Origin of the sequence: Weissella soli (genome assembly GCF_001761545.1) — a bacterium.
GTDB lineage: Bacteria > Bacillota > Bacilli > Lactobacillales > Lactobacillaceae > Weissella > Weissella soli.
The window spans coordinates 277,856-296,048 of sequence record NZ_CP017326.1 but is presented as its reverse complement, the minus strand read 5'-3'; the positions used below and the strand labels follow the sequence as shown (position 1 = coordinate 296,048).

Genomic DNA, 18,193 nt, shown 5'->3' with positions numbered 1-18,193 from the left:
TCATGCCAAACTTCACCGCGATTTCAACGCAAATCGAATTAACCCACATCTTCAAAACCATGCTGCCAGTTGCCCTCGGCCTATTTGGGCTCATGACACTCTGGTCGATCATTTGGTCCTACCGGTTACATCACCACTGGCACCTCGCCATCAGGCGGTCCTTAGCGCATTTAGTGCTGGCATTTGCAATCAGCCTGATCGGTTTTCAAATCTGGCAAACCAATATCTTCAATATCGCCGGGACTACGCAAAAACAGCTACAGCACTATCACTATCAAAAATTACAACGCACGCACACAATATATGCGCTCACGGCCCGTCAACGCATTGCTAAAATGGTGATGCGCAACGCTGCCAACGGCTATCACAAGCAAGGTTTCGTTGCGATCCCAACCCGTTCAATTCTATTACCAATCTACGATGATGCGTACTCAGTGGCCGGTCTTAACCAAGGGGCAAACTACGCTAACCGCTCGGCTGATGATCCCAATGGCACTAACATGCCAGTCATGGGCCAGGGCAATTATGGATTAGCGGCCCATAATTTCAACGATGGCCACACTGGTTTTTCTGCCCTCCAAAAAAACCGGAGCCAAAACGCGCCCTACCTGCAAAACGGTCAACCCGGTTCATCTGATTGGCTGCAAGGCCAAAAGGTCTATCTCGCAAATGGCACGCATATCTACACCTACACCATTACGGGCCAAGACCTCGTCAAGCCAAGCGATGTCAGTGTATTGAACGCTACGAAACACGCTAAACTAACCATTATCAGCTGCTTGTTTCCTGATACCAATTATCGCATCATTACCCATGCGACCCTTACTAAGTCAGCGACTTGGGCCAACGCCAGCGACCGCACAGTTGGCTACTTCGATTTAACCAACCAAGCGACTAATGCGCATGCCGCTTGGTTTAATCCGGGTACTGAGGAAGGTGTCAACGGGGATGCCGGCGGTACCAAATAAAGATTTTATCGTGCAAAAAAGGCCAATCCTAAGGATTGGCCTTTTTCGGTCACACTGTTATCCAACTGCAGACTAGCAGGTTACCACCATGCCCAGTGCTATCATTAGACATTTAAGACCTTGTTCAAGAACTCTTGGGTCCGAGGGTCTTTTGGTTGATTAAAGATTGCTTCTGGTGTGCCTTCTTCACGAATCAAACCATTGTCAAAGAAGACCACCCGATCAGCCACTTGCTTAGCAAAGCCCATTTCGTGCGTAACGACGATCATCGTCATGCCTTCTTGTGCCAATTCCTTCATTACTGCCAAAACATCCCCCACCATTTCTGGATCTAGGGCTGACGTTGGTTCGTCGAACAACATAATGTTGGGATTCATCGCCAAAGCACGTGCAATCGCCACACGTTGCTTTTGACCACCTGACAAAGTATTTGGCTTCACATCGGCCTTCTCGACCAAACCAACGCGCTCAAGGAGCTTACGTGAGGTTGCTTCAGCCTCTTCCTTACTCATCTTACCAAGTTCAGTTGGCGCTAGCATCAAGTTTTCCAATACCGTTAGATGCGGAAACAAATTGAAGTGTTGGAACACCATACCAATGTTCATGCGCGTCTTATTAATGTCATTTTTAGGATTCTTAAAATCCCAACCCGCAATCTTAATCTCACCTGAATCAACTTCTTCCAACTTGTTTAAAGCACGTAAGAAAGTTGACTTACCAGACCCTGAGGGCCCGATCATGACAACGACTTCACCTTCTTCAACACTCAGGCTGACACCCTTAAGGACTTCATTATCCCCGTAACTCTTGTGTAAATCTGTAACTTCAACAATTTTAGCCATTACTTCAGCCTCTTTTCTACCCAGTTAGACAACCATGTCAACAATGTGATCACGATGAGGTACAAAGCTGCCACCATCAACCAAACCTTAAATCCTTGTAGATTACGGGCAATGATTAAGGTTCCAGTTTGTGTCAATTCGATAATTCCGATCGCTGACAATAGTGAGGTGTCCTTCAATGTGATAATAAATTGGTTAATGAAACTTGGAATCATCAAGCGGATTCCTTGTGGCATCACGACCTTACGCATCGCCTTGCCATATGGCATACCAAGCGAACGCGCCGCTTCCATTTGACCAGGATCGACTGACATAAAGCCACCGCGAACAAAGGCTCCAATATAGGCTCCTTCATTCAAAATCAACGTGATAATTCCAGCAGTAAACGCTGGGATACGTTGTCCCGTCACATTAGGAATACCGATATAAATGAAGAATGCCAAAACCAACATTGGTAGGCCACGGAAAATATAAATAATCGTTGCTGACAAACCTTGAATGAACTTTGAAGGTACCACACCCATGACACCTAGCAAGATTCCCCAAATTGAAGCCAAGACAACACCAAGGACGGTTAGCTCAATCGTCTTAATCAAACCATTCAGCAAAGCACTGCGGTTTTCATTGAAGATTGATACAAAGCTTGTGCTGTCATCCCGTGATGAATCAGCCTTAACTTCTTTGTAGTTAACCCCAGTATCTCCGAGATACTTGTTGACGATTTTGTCATAAGTACCATCGGCAACGATCTTCTTATAGCCTGCATTAAATGACTTTAGTAGCGCAGCTTGTGAGCCCTTCTTGACACCAAACCCATACCAACCACCATTGGCAACCTGCTTTGAAATAATCTTCAAAGCCGTTCCTTGCTTAATGGCGTATAACATCACTGGTTGATCTTCAAACGCAGCAACCGCGTTACCTGTGATGACCGCGTTATACATAATATTTGAATCATTATAATAAGTTGCTTTAAAGCCATACTTCTTTTGAATGGATTCGGCATATGTTGCTCCGGCGGTTCCGGTCTTCAATGCAACCGTCTTCCCCTTCAAATCCTTCAAAGACTTCACCGTCTTGTCTTTAGCAGAAATTGCGACGACAACCCCCGTCTTGTAGTATGGTTCACTGAAATCAAACGTCTGCTTACGTTCGTCAGTGATTGTCATTCCGGCTAGAATTCCATCTACTTGACCAGCTTGGACCGCCTGAACACCGGCATTGAAGCTCATTGGCTTCAATGTATAGGTGAAGCCTTCTTTCTTGGCGATGGCCTTTAACATATCCATGTCGATTCCGATGTACTTCCCATTCTTTGATTGGAACTCAAAAGGTGGGTAAGTTGAATCCGTCGTAATCGTGTAGTGTGGTTTGCTTGCCGCATTTGCCTGTTCAAACCCCACCAGCATTCCAAATATAGCCGACGCGATTACTAACAGACTTACTAGCCATTTACGCATTACACACTCCTCCATTTTCTCTAAATTCGGCTAGTCTTAAGCTAACCTCAAAATACTCTAATAGTTAGTTTACCTGAAATCAAATTTACAAGACAGAATTTATGTTAGCTTTTCTGACATCAGGTTACAAAATCTTTACAAATCTCATCGATCAGACCTGGGTGCCACGCTTGCTGTTCATGATGAACTGGGCAGCCACATAATAAATCGCTGCCGTCAAAGCCATGGATACAAAAGTGGCGCCGATCGTATCCGCAATGAAACTAATTTTCTTCAAACCAAAGTACAAGCTGACACCAAGCACCCAGGCAATGATGGCGACCCAGTTCACACCCTTATTATACCAATACGCTCCGTCAATCTTGGTAAATTCATCAAAAACATATGCACCCTTGCGCACCAGGAAGAAGTCCACCAAGAATACGGCAATTTCAGGGCCCAAAAACATGCCAATCGCATCGAGAAAGACAATAAATGAATCTAAGAATGAAGCGACCACTAAGGGGATAAATGAGACGATGGTAGCGCCAATAGTGACCAGCCACAAAGCTGGTGTCAGTCGTAGCTTGTGGAACATATTTGTTAACGCAGAGCCGGCCGCCATCAAATTCACCGCATTGGCCGTCGTTGATGTAATGATGATCACCACCAACGCCAGACTGCCTAGACCTAACTTTGAGGCAATGGTTGAGGGGTCCGAATTATTTGGATCAAATGCGTTCAATGTAATTGCGGTCGCGATGGTCGCCATCAAGCCCACAAAAGTGAACCAGAACAACCCGATATTCGCACCCAGAAATGACAGGGTCGTCGCTGCCTGCTTCTTCGGTGTAAACCGTGAAAAATCGGCGGCTGCGGTGACCCACGCTAAATTGAACGCGGCCAAAACGTCAACCGCGGCACCACTCGTCATTGCAACTTTGGCAGGCGCATGCCATTGCATGATGTCCTGTAGCGAGACGGTCTTCAACACCACCACCGTTTCCCAAATTACAAAAATAAAAACTAAAATAATACCGACACGTTCAATCATCCGGACTGATTTTTCACCCAAAGAAATACTGATCAGATGCAGGATCGACATGATGACAATCCCCAAAATTAAGCCGAAGTTCCCGCCTTTTGAGCCATAGACGGCCCAACCAAAGAGGTCCTTAAAAATCACCGAAATCGAGATGGCCGCGATAAATGTATTAGCGGCCGCCCAACCGATGAACTGCACCAAGTTGATGATCGATGGAATAAATGACCCCCGCAACCCAAAGGATGCCCGGGTCAACACCATCGCTGGTAACCCGGTTTTATAACCCATATAGGATGCCAAGGCCAAGAGGATGTATGACAACACGCCGGTGATAATTAGGGTTGTCGATGCCGTCAACATCCCCGCTGCCGCGATCACTCCGCCAATATACCAGGTACCATTATTCGCATTGGCACCGATCCATGTGGCAAACATGTCCCAGTTAGTCATGGCGCGCTCGGCCATTGGCACGGCTGTTACCTTACCGAATTGCTTATGTTTCATTGTGCTACTCCTTTGGTCGTCTCTCTGGACGGACAGTTAAAAGTTCCATATGAAAGATTCTTCACATTGTCTGTAAGTTTACCGAACTTTTCGCGAAAAAACCATGCAAAAATTATTACAAAAAAGCCACCCAATGAATGGACGACTTCGATTAGTCTTCAAATGTTTCAGTTTGGCCAGAAAATCTATGCACGCCTAGGACATCCAAGAAGAATGAAACTAGCGGCACCCCAACGATCAACCCCCAGGCACCTAGGAAGGTCTCCATGAAGATCAACGTCGTGAAGGTCACAAAGATTGGTAATTCCGAACGCGATGCCATCAACTTTGGGTGTAAGAAGTATGCTTCAAAAGTATGCACGAGCAAGACGAACAGCAGGACCTCAACCGCCATCACCAGGCCCCCCGTTGAAAAGGCCAAAATTGTTAATGGCACCATTGAGATTAACACACCGGCAACCGGCACTAAGCCTAGGATAAAGACCAGCATCCCGAGGACCACGGGTGAGGGCATCCCGATAATCATGAAACCAATTAACATAATAGTGGTGTTGAAAACGTCAATCACAATCTGAACTTCAAAAATTTGGCCTAAAATGTAGGCAAATTTGCTCAATAACAGGTAGCTATGTTTGAAAAAACCTGGAAAATCTGATGATAAAAACTGGTTGCCAAAGCGACGAATTGATTTAAATGTCATGGCGAAAATAAAAGCCAAGAACAAGGCGAGGACCACTTCTGAAGTCGCATGGAAAATTTCTGATAGAGTACTCAACGACCCCCGCAAAATGGTTTGCACCAGATCGCCGACTTTACCAGTAATATTAAATTTACTCATATAACTAGAAGCAAGCTGTTCAATTTGCGGATACTTCACGAGGCCCTTCACAATGGCCTCATATAGATATAACCCCTGTTTATAAAACATTGGCGCAATCAAAGAGACAATCAGTGCAAAAACAGCAATTAGCGTCACGAAAAAACTAATCACGGCCGCGATATAGGGCAATCTAGTGTACTTATGAATCGTGCGCCCCCCGCTCACTCCCAGATAACCAAAAATCGTGGCAAATAAGACCAATGATAACGAGTGCCGGATGAGAAACGCCACCAGTATGAGCACAATTAACGCTGCATACTTTTGTGTTTTATCAGTCCACCACCACTTAGAAAGTGTTTCAAACATCATTATACCTACTCAATAAATTAATAATCCCATTATACTACTTATCAGTCATGATTAATTCCACAGCCTGCTGATTGGCCACGCCCAGATCAACCTGGCGCTTGAGACACATTGGCATCCTGCCGTGTAGCAGCGCTGCTTCTTCAGCAACTAAACCAGACGTGAATGCATAAAAAAAACCATCACACCGAAGTGTAATGGTTTTTCCTAAAGTTGATTACAACTTAGTAACGTTAGCGGCTTGCAAGCCACGGTTACCGTTTTCAACTTCAAATGATACAGCTTGACCTTCTTCAAGAGCCTTGAAGCCGTCTCCTTGAATAGCTGAGAAGTGAACGAATACATCGTCACCAGCTTCGCGAGAAATGAAACCAAATCCCTTTTCTGAATCAAACCACTTTACTGTTCCTTGTTCCATGTGATAGAACCTCCTGGCATTTCGCCAATAAAAATTTATAAATCAAAAATCGGCTGCCAAACATCTCTAAAACATTAAAACAAAACTCTTTTTAACTTGTTTTTAGTATAACACCTACAATTCATAAAAGCTAGTACGAAGTTGAAATTTGTTTTGAATTTTTTGTTCAAAGGTGGCTAAACCGTTTGATAGCAAGAGTCTAGCCATTTTTTAATCATACGACTGACTTTAAATCAATCGGCATTGACCCGAAAAACGGCTAAATAATAAAAGACGTCTCCGTCGATTAACGACGAACACGTCTATCAATTATCGTTTGCTTACATCATACCTGGCATACCACCTTGTGGCATAGCAGGAGCAGCATCATCCTTTGGCAATTCAGCCACGATGGCTTCAGTCGTCAACAACAAGGCTGAAACAGAAGCCGCGTTTTGCAAAGCTGAACGGGTAACCTTGGTTGGGTCCACAATTCCGGCCGCAATCATATCAACCCACTCGTCCGTTGCCGCGTTGTATCCAAAGCCTGGTACTTGCTCCTTCAATTTGTTAACAACCACAGAACCTTCCAAACCAGCATTTTCAGCGATTTGACGAACTGGTTCTTCTAAGGCGCGCTTAACAATGTTAATACCTGTTTGCACATCCCCCGTCTCTGACAAGGCAGCAACGGCTGGAATAACGTTAACCAGGGCAGTACCACCACCAGCAACGAACCCTTCTTCGACCGCCGCACGAGTGGCGTTCAAAGCGTCTTCAATGCGATACTTACGCTCTTTTAGCTCAGTTTCGGTAGCAGCACCAACTTTAATGACTGCCACACCACCAGCTAACTTAGCCAAACGCTCTTGTAACTTCTCACGATCAAAATCAGAAGTTGTTTCGGCAATTTGGGCCTTGATTTGGGCAACACGCTCTGCGATAGCATCTGAACTACCAGCACCTTCAACAATCGTCGTATTGTCCTTTGAAACAGTCACCTTAGCAGCTTGTCCTAGTTGTGCCAAGGTCACATCCTTCAAGGCCAAGCCAAGATCATCTGTAATCACTTGACCACCCGTCAAGATAGCCAAATCTTCCAATTGTGCCTTACGACGATCACCAAAGCCAGGGGCCTTCACTGAAACGACATTAAAGGTACCACGCATTTTGTTCAAGACCAAGGTTGGCAAAGCTTCGCCAGTGATATCATCAGCGATAATCAACATTGCCCGGCCTTGCTCAACAACTTGTTGCAACACTGGCAAAATTTCTTGGATATTACCAATCTTCTTATCCGTGATCAAAATGTAAGGGTTGTCCAAGTTGGCTTCCATCTTATCCGTGTCTGAAACCATGTATTGTGACATCCAACCACGATCAAATTGCATACCTTCAACAACATCAAGCGTTGTCTCAATACCCTTTGACTCTTCAATGGTGATCACGCCATCATTACCAACACGATCCATGGCCTCGGCAATCAATGCCCCGACTTCTTCGTCAGCCGCTGAAATTGAGGCAACTTGGGCGATTTCTTCCTTTGTTGACACTGTCTTTGACATGTCATGCAATGCGTCAACAGCTGCATTGGTTGCCTTTTCGATTCCCCGACGGACACCAACTGGATTAGCACCAGCGGTAATATTCTTCAAACCTTCATTAATGATGGCTTGTGTCAAAACAGTCGCTGTAGTTGTACCATCACCAGCGATGTCATTAGTTTTGGTGGCCACTTCAGCAACCAACTTGGCACCCATATCTTCAAAATGGTCTTCCAACTCAATTGACTTAGCAATCGTCACCCCATCATTAGTGATGGTTGGTGCGCCAAATGATTGCTCAATCACAACGTTACGGCCTTTAGGACCGATAGTCGTCTTAACTGTGTTAGCAAGCTTATCCACCCCAGCTTGCATCTTTGAACGTGCGTCTTCTGAAAACTTCAACTCTTTTGCCATTTTCGTTTACACCTCGATTAATTAATTATTTATTTATATTCAACGTTTTAGGCAAGTACACCAATGATGTCCTTTTCATGCAGAACCAGGTAGTCTTCACCATCAATCTTCACTGCGCTCCCGGCAAACTTGTCGAAAACAATCTTGTCGCCTTCCTTAACAGCAGTTGGTGCATTGAAATCACCAATTGTTTGTGTTGAAACGGCAACCACTGTACCTTCAACTGACTTTTCTTGCGCATTTGAAGCTAAGACGATACCCCCAACTACTTGCTCTTCCGCTTCTTGAACCTTGATCACTACTCGATCTCCTAAAGGCTTCAACATTATGCAATCCTCCAAACAATAAGATTTTATTAGCACTCACTAATATCAAGTGCTAAGCTACATATATAATATTAGCATACTGACTTAAAAATGCAATAAAAAACAGCAAATTCATTTTCTGAATTTGCTGTGTCACAGACATTATTCCGCTTCTTTGACGACTGTAATTGAGGTAACCTTTACTGGTGACGTTGGTTTTGACTTTTCGCCACTGGCATTTGTTTTCACCTTTGCCGATGCGATCTTATCAACGACAGTCATGCCCTTAATCACTTGGCCAAAGACCGTGTAACTACCATCAAGGCTTGGGTTACCACCCTGCTTGTAGATCGTATAAATTTTTGATGGATAAACTTTCTTACTAATTTGTGATTGTACGTCATCACTATTCTGGTTAATAAAGAATTGTGAGCCATTTGTATCAGTCCCGGCATTAGCCATGGCCAATGAACCGCGAATATTATACAAACTATAGCTAATTTCATTCTTGAAACCAGTACCTGAGTCAATTGACTTATCAGCGTTTGATTGACCCGGTGCATAAATTGACTTACCACCTGAACCAACTGTGTCAGCATCTGGATTCTTGGCTGACTGTGGATCCCCACCTTGTATCATGAAATCCTTGACGACACGATGGAAAGTCGTATTGTCATAGTACCCCGCCTTAGCATGAACAATAAAATTCTTAACAGCTAAAGGGGCGTAGGTGTTAAACAACTTAATCGTGACATCGCCGGCCGTCGTATGCAAAATGACCTCAGATTCATCATCAGCCACCGTTGTCGAAAGTTGTGGCAACGGCTCCTTGTCCAACTTGGCCTTACTTTCCGTTTGCCGCGTTGAAGTTGTCGATTCTGCTGACGAACTTGATGAGGTTGTGGCTGCGTCATTTGACGAGGTCGTCAATAGGGCAGCTGCGATCAATCCGACGACCAAAACAAGGGCGCCGAGACCAATAAATAGTCCATTATCTTTCTTCATGAGTCACTCCTAGCTTTTTCAATACCTTCTATTATACCGAATCTTGGTGGAAAAACCTTAAGCCTCAGCGTCCTGCTAAAAAAGTGGTCAGCACATCATGATGTCCTGACCACTTTGTTTTACTTAAAGGTTAATGCTTTGTCGACATCTTGAACTCTAAGAACAGATCATTGTACGTTTGCGTCAATGTCGGACTGAGATTCTGATAAACTGTCAACTTTGAAACTTGTTGATTACTTGGATACCATTGCTTGTCATTGCGCAATGCCTTTGGCAGTAACGCAAAGGCCGCCTTGTTGGGCGTTGCATACCCAACATACTCCGCATTTTGCGCAGCATTCTTAGGCTCAGAAATGAAATTCAAAAAGGCATACGCAGCCTTCTTATTCTTGACCGTCTTTGGCATCACAATATTATCAAACCAGATATTACCATTGCCTTTAGGCACAACATAATGCAAATGTGAATCTTCATCAATCATCGTGGCTGCTTCACCAGAGTAATCAACCGCAATTTTTGCCTCATCTTGCACCATGTACATCTTGATTTCATCCGCCACAATGGCCTTCACGTTAGGCATTAATGCGTCCAATTTACCTTTAGCCGCTGCCAGCGTGGCTGTATCAGTGGCATTGACTGAATCATCATTTGATGCCAACGCCATCCCCATCATGTCACGTGATGAATCTAATAACATGATTGAGTTTTTCCATTTGGCATCCCATAGATCATTCCAAGTTTGCACTTCAGAGGCTTTCACGTACTTGTCATTATAGACAATTCCGAGCGTCCCCCAGAAGTAAGGCAGTGAGTACTTATTACCTTTATCAAATGATTGATTCAAGAAACGCTTGTCATAGTACTTGTAGTTGGTCAGTTTCGACTTATCCAAAGGGACCAACAAATGCTCTTCTTTCATCTTAGCAATCATATAATCTGACGGCACTGTCAAATCATAGTTGGTGCCACCTTGCTTGATCTTAGTGATCATCGCCTCGTTCGAATCAAATGTTTCATAATTGACGCGATACCCAGTCTGCTTTTCAAACTTCTGAATCAAACTTGGATCGATATAATCACCCCAGTTATAGATTGTCAAAGTTGAATTACCCGCTTTGCTGGCCTTGGCTGGTTCTTGGGCTTTATTTAGAATCACGTTAACCCCAAAAAGCAACGCAACAGTTGCCAGAATAATTCCTGTTAACCACACTAATCGTTTCATCGTGGCACCACCATTCTAGTCACATTTTTACGAGCATGCGTCGCATTACCACGATTGGTAATAAAGTAATAAATGACCACTAAGATTAATGAAACCAAGAACATCAAAGCTGACAAGGCGTTAATTGATAAATCAATCCCTTGCCGCGCCCGCGAGTAAATCTCCACTGATAAGGTTGAAAAACCATTACCAGTCACGAAAAAGGTGACTGCAAAATCATCCAAAGAATACGTGATCGCCATGAAGAAACCAGCTAAAATACCGGGCCAGGCAAATGGCAAGACGACTTTACTTAGCACTTGGCCTGTACTAGCCCCTAAATCACGGGCAGCATCAATCAAGGCTGGATTCATTTCCTTCAGGCGTGGCAACACCATCAACACAACAATTGGAATTGAAAAGGCAATGTGACTCAACAGAACAGACCCAAAGCCTAAACTAAGACCGGCCATCGTGAACAGGATCAAGAAAGAAGCACCGATAATCACATCGGGTGACACCATCAAGACGTTGTTGAGCGATAAAATCATATTGCGCATGCCGACAGACCGGACCCCGTAAATACCCAGGGCACCAAACGTCCCAATCAACGTTGCAATCAACGAGGACAGCAAGGCGATGATGAACGTATTCACCAAGATACTCATGAGCCGGGCATCACTAAACATGTCCCGGAAGTGTTGCAATGAAAAACCAGTAAATTGAGACATATAATCGCCCTTATTAAAGGCAAATAAAATGAGGTAGAAGATCGGTAAGTACATCAGGATAAAAACAATCACGAGGTACACAGTCCCAAGCTTCGACTTAGATTGTGTCATCTTAACGTCCTCCCTTATGCTTGCGATCACGCGTAACAAACATGGTTGCTGCCATCGCGATGATCAAAACGACTCCAATGGTTGAGCCCATCCCCCAGTTTTGCGTAACCAAGAAATGTTCTTCAATCGCCGTACCCAATGTAATCACACGATTACCACCAATCAAACGAGTAATCATGAACAAGGATAGGGTTGGAATAAAGACGGCTTGCACGCCGGCCTTGACCCCACTCATGGTCAAAGGAATGATGACCTTGGTCAAAGTTTGAAAAGCCGTTGCCCCCAAATCACGCGCGGCATTCGTCAAGCTTGGATCAAGTTCAATCAAACTATTAAAAATTGGCATAATCATAAACGGGATTTGAATGTAGGCGGCGACAATCATAAAACTGGTATCTGTAAACAATAACTGGTGCTGACCGAGACCCAAAAAGGTCGTAAAGTCATTGACTGTACCGGTTTTTGAAAATAGCCCAATAAAGGCATAGGCTTTTAACAAAAGATTGACCCAAGTTGGTAAGATCACCAACAACAACCAAAATTGGCGGTTCTTCAACTTACTCAAAAAATAAGCCATCGGGTAGCTAATAATTAACGTCACCAATGTAACCAAAAATGCATAGAACACCGAGTTAAATGTCATGCGGAGGTAGGTGCCAGAGCTAAAGAATTCAACGTAGTTATCCAAGGTGAAGTTGTGATTCAAATCTTGAACGGATTGATACAGCAAGAGCACCACGGGTAACACCACGAACAAACCTAGCCACAAGATGTACGGCACCATGTAACTAACTGTTCGATTAGCTTTCGTCATCATTCTCCCCTTCATACTTTTCCAAACGTGCGTCAAAGGCTTCTTCCGATTCGTTGAGCCGCATGATATGAATGTCTTCTGGGTCGAAGGTTACACCAAGGCGTGCCCCAATTTCCACCGGATTAGTCGCTTGAATTTGCCATTCGTTTTGATCATCGTCAAAAGCGGTAATTTCATAATAATCGCCCCGGAATGATAAATCGTCAATGGTGACGATAATCTTGCCCTCGGCTGCCGGTACCAAATCTAAATCTTCTGGTCGCAAAACAACCTCAACTTGTTCGTTGGGCTTCATACCACCGTCAATATTTTCAAACTCTTTACCATTAAAACGCACCAAAAAGTCTTCAACCATGATGCCGGGTAAAATATTTGATTCACCAATAAAGTCAGCGACAAAACGGTTAATTGGTTCATCGTAAATGTCCACGGGTGACCCATTTTGCACGATCTCACCATCATTGGTGACAAAAATCCAATCAGACATCGCCAATGCTTCTTCTTGGTCATGGGTGACAAAGATGAACGTGATGCCTAGCCGTTGCTGAATATCACGTAATTCATATTGCATTTCCTTACGTAACTTGTAATCCAAGGCTGACAATGGTTCATCGAGGAGCAGCACTTTAGGTTCATTGGCCAAAGCGCGGGCAATGGCCACACGTTGTTGTTGACCACCAGACAGTTCACTGATTTCACGGTTTTCGTAACCAGCCAACTTTACTAATTCAAGCATTTCTGAAACCTTGGTTTTGATTTCAGAATTTGATTTACCCTTGAGGCGCATACCAAACGCCACATTTTCAAACACGTTCATGTTTGGGAATAGTGCATAATTTTGGAAGACTGTGTTCACTTGACGTTGTTCTGCTGGTACGTCATTGATCCGCTTACCTTCAAACAAAATATCACCTGAAGTTGCATCCAAGAAACCAGCGATTAAACGCAAAATGGTGGTCTTTCCAGAACCAGAAGGTCCAAGCAATGTATAAAATTTACCTGCTTCGATCTCCAAATCAACAGACTTAAGCACGATGTTATCATCATAGTGCTTCGCCACCTGCTTAAATTCAATAATGGGTTGTGCCAATTATCGAGTCCTACCTTTCTTTTAAGAATGCCACGAATGCCATCCTCTGTCATCGGATCATGATTTTCGATGACTCTAATTATTCATTATACGCAAACTATCGGTATAAAAAAACAAAAAAACGCAACAGACTGTTTACGGTTGCGTTTTAATTTCATTTAAACAGATAATTCTTCAGTCTCAACATTGATTTGAATCGTTTGCCCATCTTGCTCAAAATTCAACTTACTGATTTGACCTTCATTCTCAATGATATCTTGGAGCGTCTCTAAGATATTGATCGGTGCATCTTGGGTACTATCGTATTTGAATTCATGAGTAGCGACCCGAATTTCTTGTTCATGGTCAGTCGCGGTGGGCTCAAAAGCTGTCTCAACCTCGCGATGTTGGATGCGGCCAATCCAAATTCCGATTGCCAAGCTGGCAATCACAGCAATAATAACGGTGCCAATCATATTTATGTCCCCACTTTGTATGTTACAAAATATTCTAATTGAATCAATTAGAAATGCCAAATCCAAGACCAAAACCACGTCCACCAAGCGATGTGCCAGACGGTTGTCATCAAATTACCAAAGCCCATGTATGGGTAGAAAGCGCCCATCCACATGCCACCAAACGGATAGAAAGCACCCCCATAATAGTGCGCCCGATAAAATGAATTAGAATAGTATGACCCATTGTAATAGTGGTAATTGCGTTGGGTCGCCGTCTTCTTACTGATCTGACTCGCTTTGACACCCTGCGCGGTGTTCACTTGTCGCTTGATTGTTTTTTGTGAAACGGTCTTATAACCACTCGTGACACCACGCTTGGTTGCTGTTGAATTTTTTGTCTTGGTACTATATTTTGAAGAGTTGGTTTTGTACCCATTGGTGACCCCACGGTTAGTACTATTGGTGGTCGTTTTTGGCGTGTAATGATACGCCGAACGGCCACCGTAACTCCGATAGCTCAAGGCAGCGGCTGAACTGATGCTACCGCCAAATAGTAAGACCACCGTCGCTAAGATCAGCGCCAATTTTTGATAGATATGTTTCACCCGGTTTCTCCTAAAAGTAAAAAGAGCCCCCCGATTCAATAACTAGAATTTCAACTAGTCGACTTGAAGCGAAAGGCTCATTCGAATGCTTTATTAGTTTACGAGTTAATCATAGAATACTTTCAGGTATTTGTAAATACCTTTATAGCAGCCTGACCTGCTCACCCATCAGTTGCTGCGTGTTACCACTCAGGCTGCTAGCTACTCTAATCTGCAACGATCGGAACCATTGACAAGCCAATGCGTGCACGCTGTACGTCAACTTCCTTGACCCATACTGTGACAATATCACCGACTGCCACGTAGTTATATGGATTCACGGTTTCAATATGCCGCGTTTTGCGATCAGTTTTGACCATATTCTTGATATGCACTAACCCATCTTCATGGACACCAATGTCGACAAACGCACCAAAATCGACCACATTGCGCACCGTACCCTGTAATTGCATCCCAGGCTTGAGATCCTTCACCGATAGGACATCTGTTCGTAAGATCGCCCCTTCTGTGCCATCACGTAAATCACGACCGAGGTGGGTCAGTGATTCAATGACATCAGTTAATGTCGGCAACCCGACTTGCAACCGTTCAGCTTCAGCCGGATTGGCCAATGCTTGCAAAACATTAGCGCTGCTTGGACCCGGCTGGCTACCGGTCTCCTTTAACAACGTCGACGCCAGGCCATATGACTCGGGGTGAATGTCTGTATTGTCCAAAACATTTTTGCCATCCGGAATACGGAGGAAGCCGGCTGCTTGCTCAAAGGCTTTCGGTCCAAGCTTAGGAACTTTCTTTAATTCTGTTCGGGTTGTGAATGGGCCATTTTCATCACGATAGGTCACAATATTGGCCGCAGTCGTCTTGGTTAAGCCAGCGATATGCTCCAATAATTGTGGTGACGCCGTATTGAGGTTCACCCCAACTTGGTTAACGGCTGTTTCTAGCACCGCATTTAATTCAGCGTCTAATTCTTTCGTTGGCAAATCGTGTTGATATTGCCCCACCCCAACAGCTTGGGGATCGATTTTAATCAATTCAGCCATTGGATCTTGCAAACGACGTGCAATGGAAATGGCAGACCGTTCTTCAACATGCAAATCCGGGAATTCCGCTCGCGCCACATCTGAGGCCGAATAAACTGAAGCCCCAGATTCATTAACCACCACATACTGCAAAGCTGGTAAGTCCGTCTTGATGATGTCAGCAATGAAGGTTTGTGATTCACGTGAGGCCGTCCCGTTACCGATTGCCACCAATGAAACACCATATTTCTTAACGAGGCCGATAATAACTTTTTTGGCACCCTGGGGATCGTACTTCGCCGCTTTATGCGGGTAAATCACCGCTTTTTCAAGAAAACGCCCATTTTCATCAACGACCGCCAACTTCGAGCCAGTCCGAATACCTGGATCAAATCCAAGCACCACGCGACCGCGTAAGGGTGCCCCCATCAGTAAGTGGTACAAATTCTTGCCAAACACCTTAATGGCATCTGTTGCAGCCACATCGGTCAATGACTTACGAATCTCACGTTCGATGGCTGGTGCGATGAATCGTTTATAGGCATCGTTAGCCGCTGCCGTCAGGACATCAGCGGCTGCACCGGTTCTTGAACCGACCAACCGAAACTTCAAATAACGTTCAATCGCAGCCACATCAACCCGGACATTCACCGACAAGACATTTTCTTTTTCACCACGATTCAGCGCTAACACTTGGTGATTGCGCACCCGCTTAATTTGTTGTGCAAAATCGTAGTACAGCTGATAAACGCGCGGTTGATCCTTATCTTCGGCGCCCCGCTTTTGCTTTGATTCCAATAAGCCGTTATCTAATGTATATTTACGAACCCACTCGCGCAACCCAGCATTTTCACCAATCACTTCGGCAAAAATTTCGTGGACCCCACTTAAGACGTCCTCAAGGGTGTTGATACCCTTGGCTGGATTAATGAAAGCTTCTGCACTTTCGGCTAAACTCGTTGCTGGAAATGTTTGGACGATTTGAGCCATCCCCATCAAGCCAGCTTCTTTGGCGATGGTCGCCTTGGTACGGCGCTTTTGCTTGTACGGCAGATAAATATCTTCAACGGCTTGCAAACTGGCGGCCGTCGCCAAATTTTTAGCAATGGTCGCTGTCCAAGCATTTTGTTCACGAATTGCCTTGGCAACGGATTGCTTACGGGCCTGCAGATCATCTAACCGTTTGGTCGTTACTTGAATGTCACGGATTTGGACTTCATCCAAATTACCAGTGACTTCTTTACGATAACGTGAAATAAAGGGTACCGTATTACCATCGGCCAATAGTTCAGCTGTGGCCCGCACTTTATTAAGCGGTAATGTCAATTCCTTGGCGACTGCCGCAACAATATCGATTTCTGGTAGTGTTGCTTCTGTCATGTTTTAAACCGCCAAACTCATTGCACGGCGAACATGCTTCAAGAATTCTGCCATGAGCGTGTCTTGATCATTTTCTGATTGTTCAAAATCTGCCATATTGATTGATTGATTAGCGACATCCAATGACTTCGCCATCATATCAGTGGCGGCAGCGTAGGCTGTAAATGTTTTAGCTAAGCTTGCATGGGTCCCAATTAACCGTACGGGTGCCTTCATGGCGGTAATTTTGGCAGCCGTCGCTTGATAAAACTCAACGACATCGTCAAACTCAGCGGCAATTTCTTCAAATTCAGCCTTTGGCAATTCAGCGACCTTATCTGCATCAATGGCATCGCGCAACTTTTCGAAGAAAGGTGCGACGTTTTCACCAGCTTCTTCAGTACCTTGAATTAATTCTGATAACTTGAGTGCGTAATCACGCGGATTCGCAAATTGTTTCTTAACCATTTTAATATTCTCCTAGAAATAAATAGAGGAGTGTGAAATCCCCACACTCCTCTATCAATTATAGCCTAATCGACTCGTTATTTGTAATTGTTCAATTTTATTTTGAGATTATGCTTCTGCGTCAATGACTGCGTACTTACCATCTTTACGCTTGTAAACAACGGATGGATTACCAGTTTCGGCTTCTTCAAAGACAAAGAAATCATGACCCAATAAATCCATTTGGAGGACGGCTTCTTCAGCATCCATTGGCTTCAATGATAGGTGCTTCGTCCGGACAATCTCGATAGCTGGTGCTTCATCTTCCTCGGCTTCTACTTCAGCAGTAAAGTCGAGTTGTTCGATACCCTTGAAGCCCTTTTCACGTGACTTCCGGTTGACCTTTGTCTTGTGCTTACGAATTTGACGTTCCAATTTTTCTGATACGAAATCCACGGCTTGGTAGAGATCCTTTTCAGTATCTTCAGCTCGCAGTAATAGATATGGCAATTGAATTGTTACTTCAATCTTATGTGAACCATCTTTGTATGACTTGACATTAACATGTGCATCGTACCTGTTATCGTCATTTAGATAGTGCTCCAAACGTACCAGACGCTTTTCAACGTATTCACGCATGGCCTCAGTAATTTCCAAGTTTTCACCACGTACGATAAATTCTAGCATAAGCTAAATCTCCATTCTATCTAAAGTCTAAATCGCA

The 18,193-nt window shown here is 44.2% G+C and carries 18 protein-coding genes; 1 reads left to right on the top strand and 17 read right to left on the bottom strand.

All coding sequences use genetic code 11. The annotated features are described in order from the left end of the window. Window positions 1–2 precede the first annotated feature (2 nt). Window positions 3–968: a class A sortase gene (locus tag WSWS_RS01415; protein ID WP_070229588.1), complete on the top strand. Its 966-nt coding sequence runs from the start codon at window positions 3–5 to the stop codon at window positions 966–968. 104 nt (window positions 969–1,072) lie between these two features. Here the strand turns inward: WSWS_RS01415 and WSWS_RS01410 are convergent, their stop codons facing one another. From WSWS_RS01410 to hpf, 17 genes are all read right to left on the bottom strand, one after another. Next, window positions 1,073–1,810: an amino acid ABC transporter ATP-binding protein gene (locus WSWS_RS01410; protein ID WP_070229587.1), complete on the bottom strand. Its 738-nt coding sequence runs from the start codon at window positions 1,808–1,810 to the stop codon at window positions 1,073–1,075. After that, entirely contained in the window at window positions 1,810–3,270 is a 1,461-nt protein-coding gene (locus tag WSWS_RS01405) for an amino acid ABC transporter substrate-binding protein/permease (RefSeq protein ID WP_070229586.1), read from the bottom strand. Before WSWS_RS01405 ends, WSWS_RS01410 begins: the two co-directional genes overlap by 1 nt. Window positions 3,271–3,421: 151 nt before the next feature. Then, a complete protein-coding gene (locus tag WSWS_RS01400) occupies window positions 3,422–4,798 on the bottom strand; it encodes a cytosine permease (protein WP_070229585.1) in 1,377 nt (458 codons plus the stop codon). Window positions 4,799–4,949: 151 nt separating this feature from the next. Beyond that, on the bottom strand, window positions 4,950–5,984 hold the full coding sequence (locus WSWS_RS01395) for an AI-2E family transporter (RefSeq protein WP_070229584.1): 1,035 nt from the start codon (window positions 5,982–5,984) through the stop codon (window positions 4,950–4,952). Window positions 5,985–6,201: 217 nt separating this feature from the next. After that, window positions 6,202–6,402 carry a cold-shock protein gene (locus WSWS_RS01390; RefSeq protein WP_070229583.1) on the bottom strand — a complete coding sequence of 67 codons (201 nt, stop codon included), beginning with the start codon at window positions 6,400–6,402 and terminating at the stop codon, window positions 6,202–6,204. A 320-nt stretch (window positions 6,403–6,722) separates the two neighbouring features. Continuing rightward, complete coding sequence (gene groL, locus WSWS_RS01385; RefSeq protein ID WP_070229582.1) at window positions 6,723–8,342, bottom strand: chaperonin GroEL; 1,620 nt, start codon at window positions 8,340–8,342, stop codon at window positions 6,723–6,725. Between the two features lie 47 nt (window positions 8,343–8,389). Continuing rightward, window positions 8,390–8,668, bottom strand: coding sequence for a co-chaperone GroES (locus WSWS_RS01380; RefSeq protein WP_070229581.1), 279 nt, complete (start codon window positions 8,666–8,668; stop codon window positions 8,390–8,392). Between the two features lie 141 nt (window positions 8,669–8,809). After that, window positions 8,810–9,652 carry a peptidylprolyl isomerase gene (locus WSWS_RS01375; protein WP_070229580.1) on the bottom strand — a complete coding sequence of 281 codons (843 nt, stop codon included), beginning with the start codon at window positions 9,650–9,652 and terminating at the stop codon, window positions 8,810–8,812. Window positions 9,653–9,782: 130 nt separating this feature from the next. Then, window positions 9,783–10,874: an ABC transporter substrate-binding protein gene (locus WSWS_RS01370; RefSeq protein WP_070229579.1), complete on the bottom strand. Its 1,092-nt coding sequence runs from the start codon at window positions 10,872–10,874 to the stop codon at window positions 9,783–9,785. Further along, window positions 10,871–11,695 (bottom strand): ABC transporter permease, encoded by an 825-nt coding sequence (locus WSWS_RS01365; protein ID WP_070229578.1) that lies wholly within the window; start codon window positions 11,693–11,695, stop codon window positions 10,871–10,873. The genes WSWS_RS01370 and WSWS_RS01365 overlap by 4 nt, the downstream gene beginning before the upstream one ends. A gap of 1 nt (window position 11,696) precedes the next feature. Beyond that, complete coding sequence (locus WSWS_RS01360; protein ID WP_371859420.1) at window positions 11,697–12,512, bottom strand: ABC transporter permease; 816 nt, start codon at window positions 12,510–12,512, stop codon at window positions 11,697–11,699. Then, window positions 12,496–13,599: an ABC transporter ATP-binding protein gene (locus WSWS_RS01355; RefSeq protein WP_070229576.1), complete on the bottom strand. Its 1,104-nt coding sequence runs from the start codon at window positions 13,597–13,599 to the stop codon at window positions 12,496–12,498. The genes WSWS_RS01360 and WSWS_RS01355 overlap by 17 nt, the downstream gene beginning before the upstream one ends. A 158-nt stretch (window positions 13,600–13,757) precedes the next feature. Further along, window positions 13,758–14,054: a hypothetical protein gene (locus WSWS_RS01350; protein ID WP_070229575.1), complete on the bottom strand. Its 297-nt coding sequence runs from the start codon at window positions 14,052–14,054 to the stop codon at window positions 13,758–13,760. A gap of 47 nt (window positions 14,055–14,101) precedes the next feature. After that, window positions 14,102–14,641 carry a hypothetical protein gene (locus tag WSWS_RS01345; RefSeq protein ID WP_070229574.1) on the bottom strand — a complete coding sequence of 180 codons (540 nt, stop codon included), beginning with the start codon at window positions 14,639–14,641 and terminating at the stop codon, window positions 14,102–14,104. A 206-nt stretch (window positions 14,642–14,847) separates the two neighbouring features. Further along, complete coding sequence (locus WSWS_RS01340) at window positions 14,848–17,043, bottom strand: Tex family protein (protein WP_070229573.1); 2,196 nt, start codon at window positions 17,041–17,043, stop codon at window positions 14,848–14,850. A gap of 3 nt (window positions 17,044–17,046) precedes the next feature. After that, complete coding sequence (locus WSWS_RS01335) at window positions 17,047–17,490, bottom strand: hypothetical protein (protein WP_070229572.1); 444 nt, start codon at window positions 17,488–17,490, stop codon at window positions 17,047–17,049. Between the two features lie 108 nt (window positions 17,491–17,598). Beyond that, entirely contained in the window at window positions 17,599–18,156 is a 558-nt protein-coding gene (gene hpf, locus WSWS_RS01330) for a ribosome hibernation-promoting factor, HPF/YfiA family (RefSeq protein WP_070229571.1), read from the bottom strand. Window positions 18,157–18,193 lie beyond the last annotated feature (37 nt).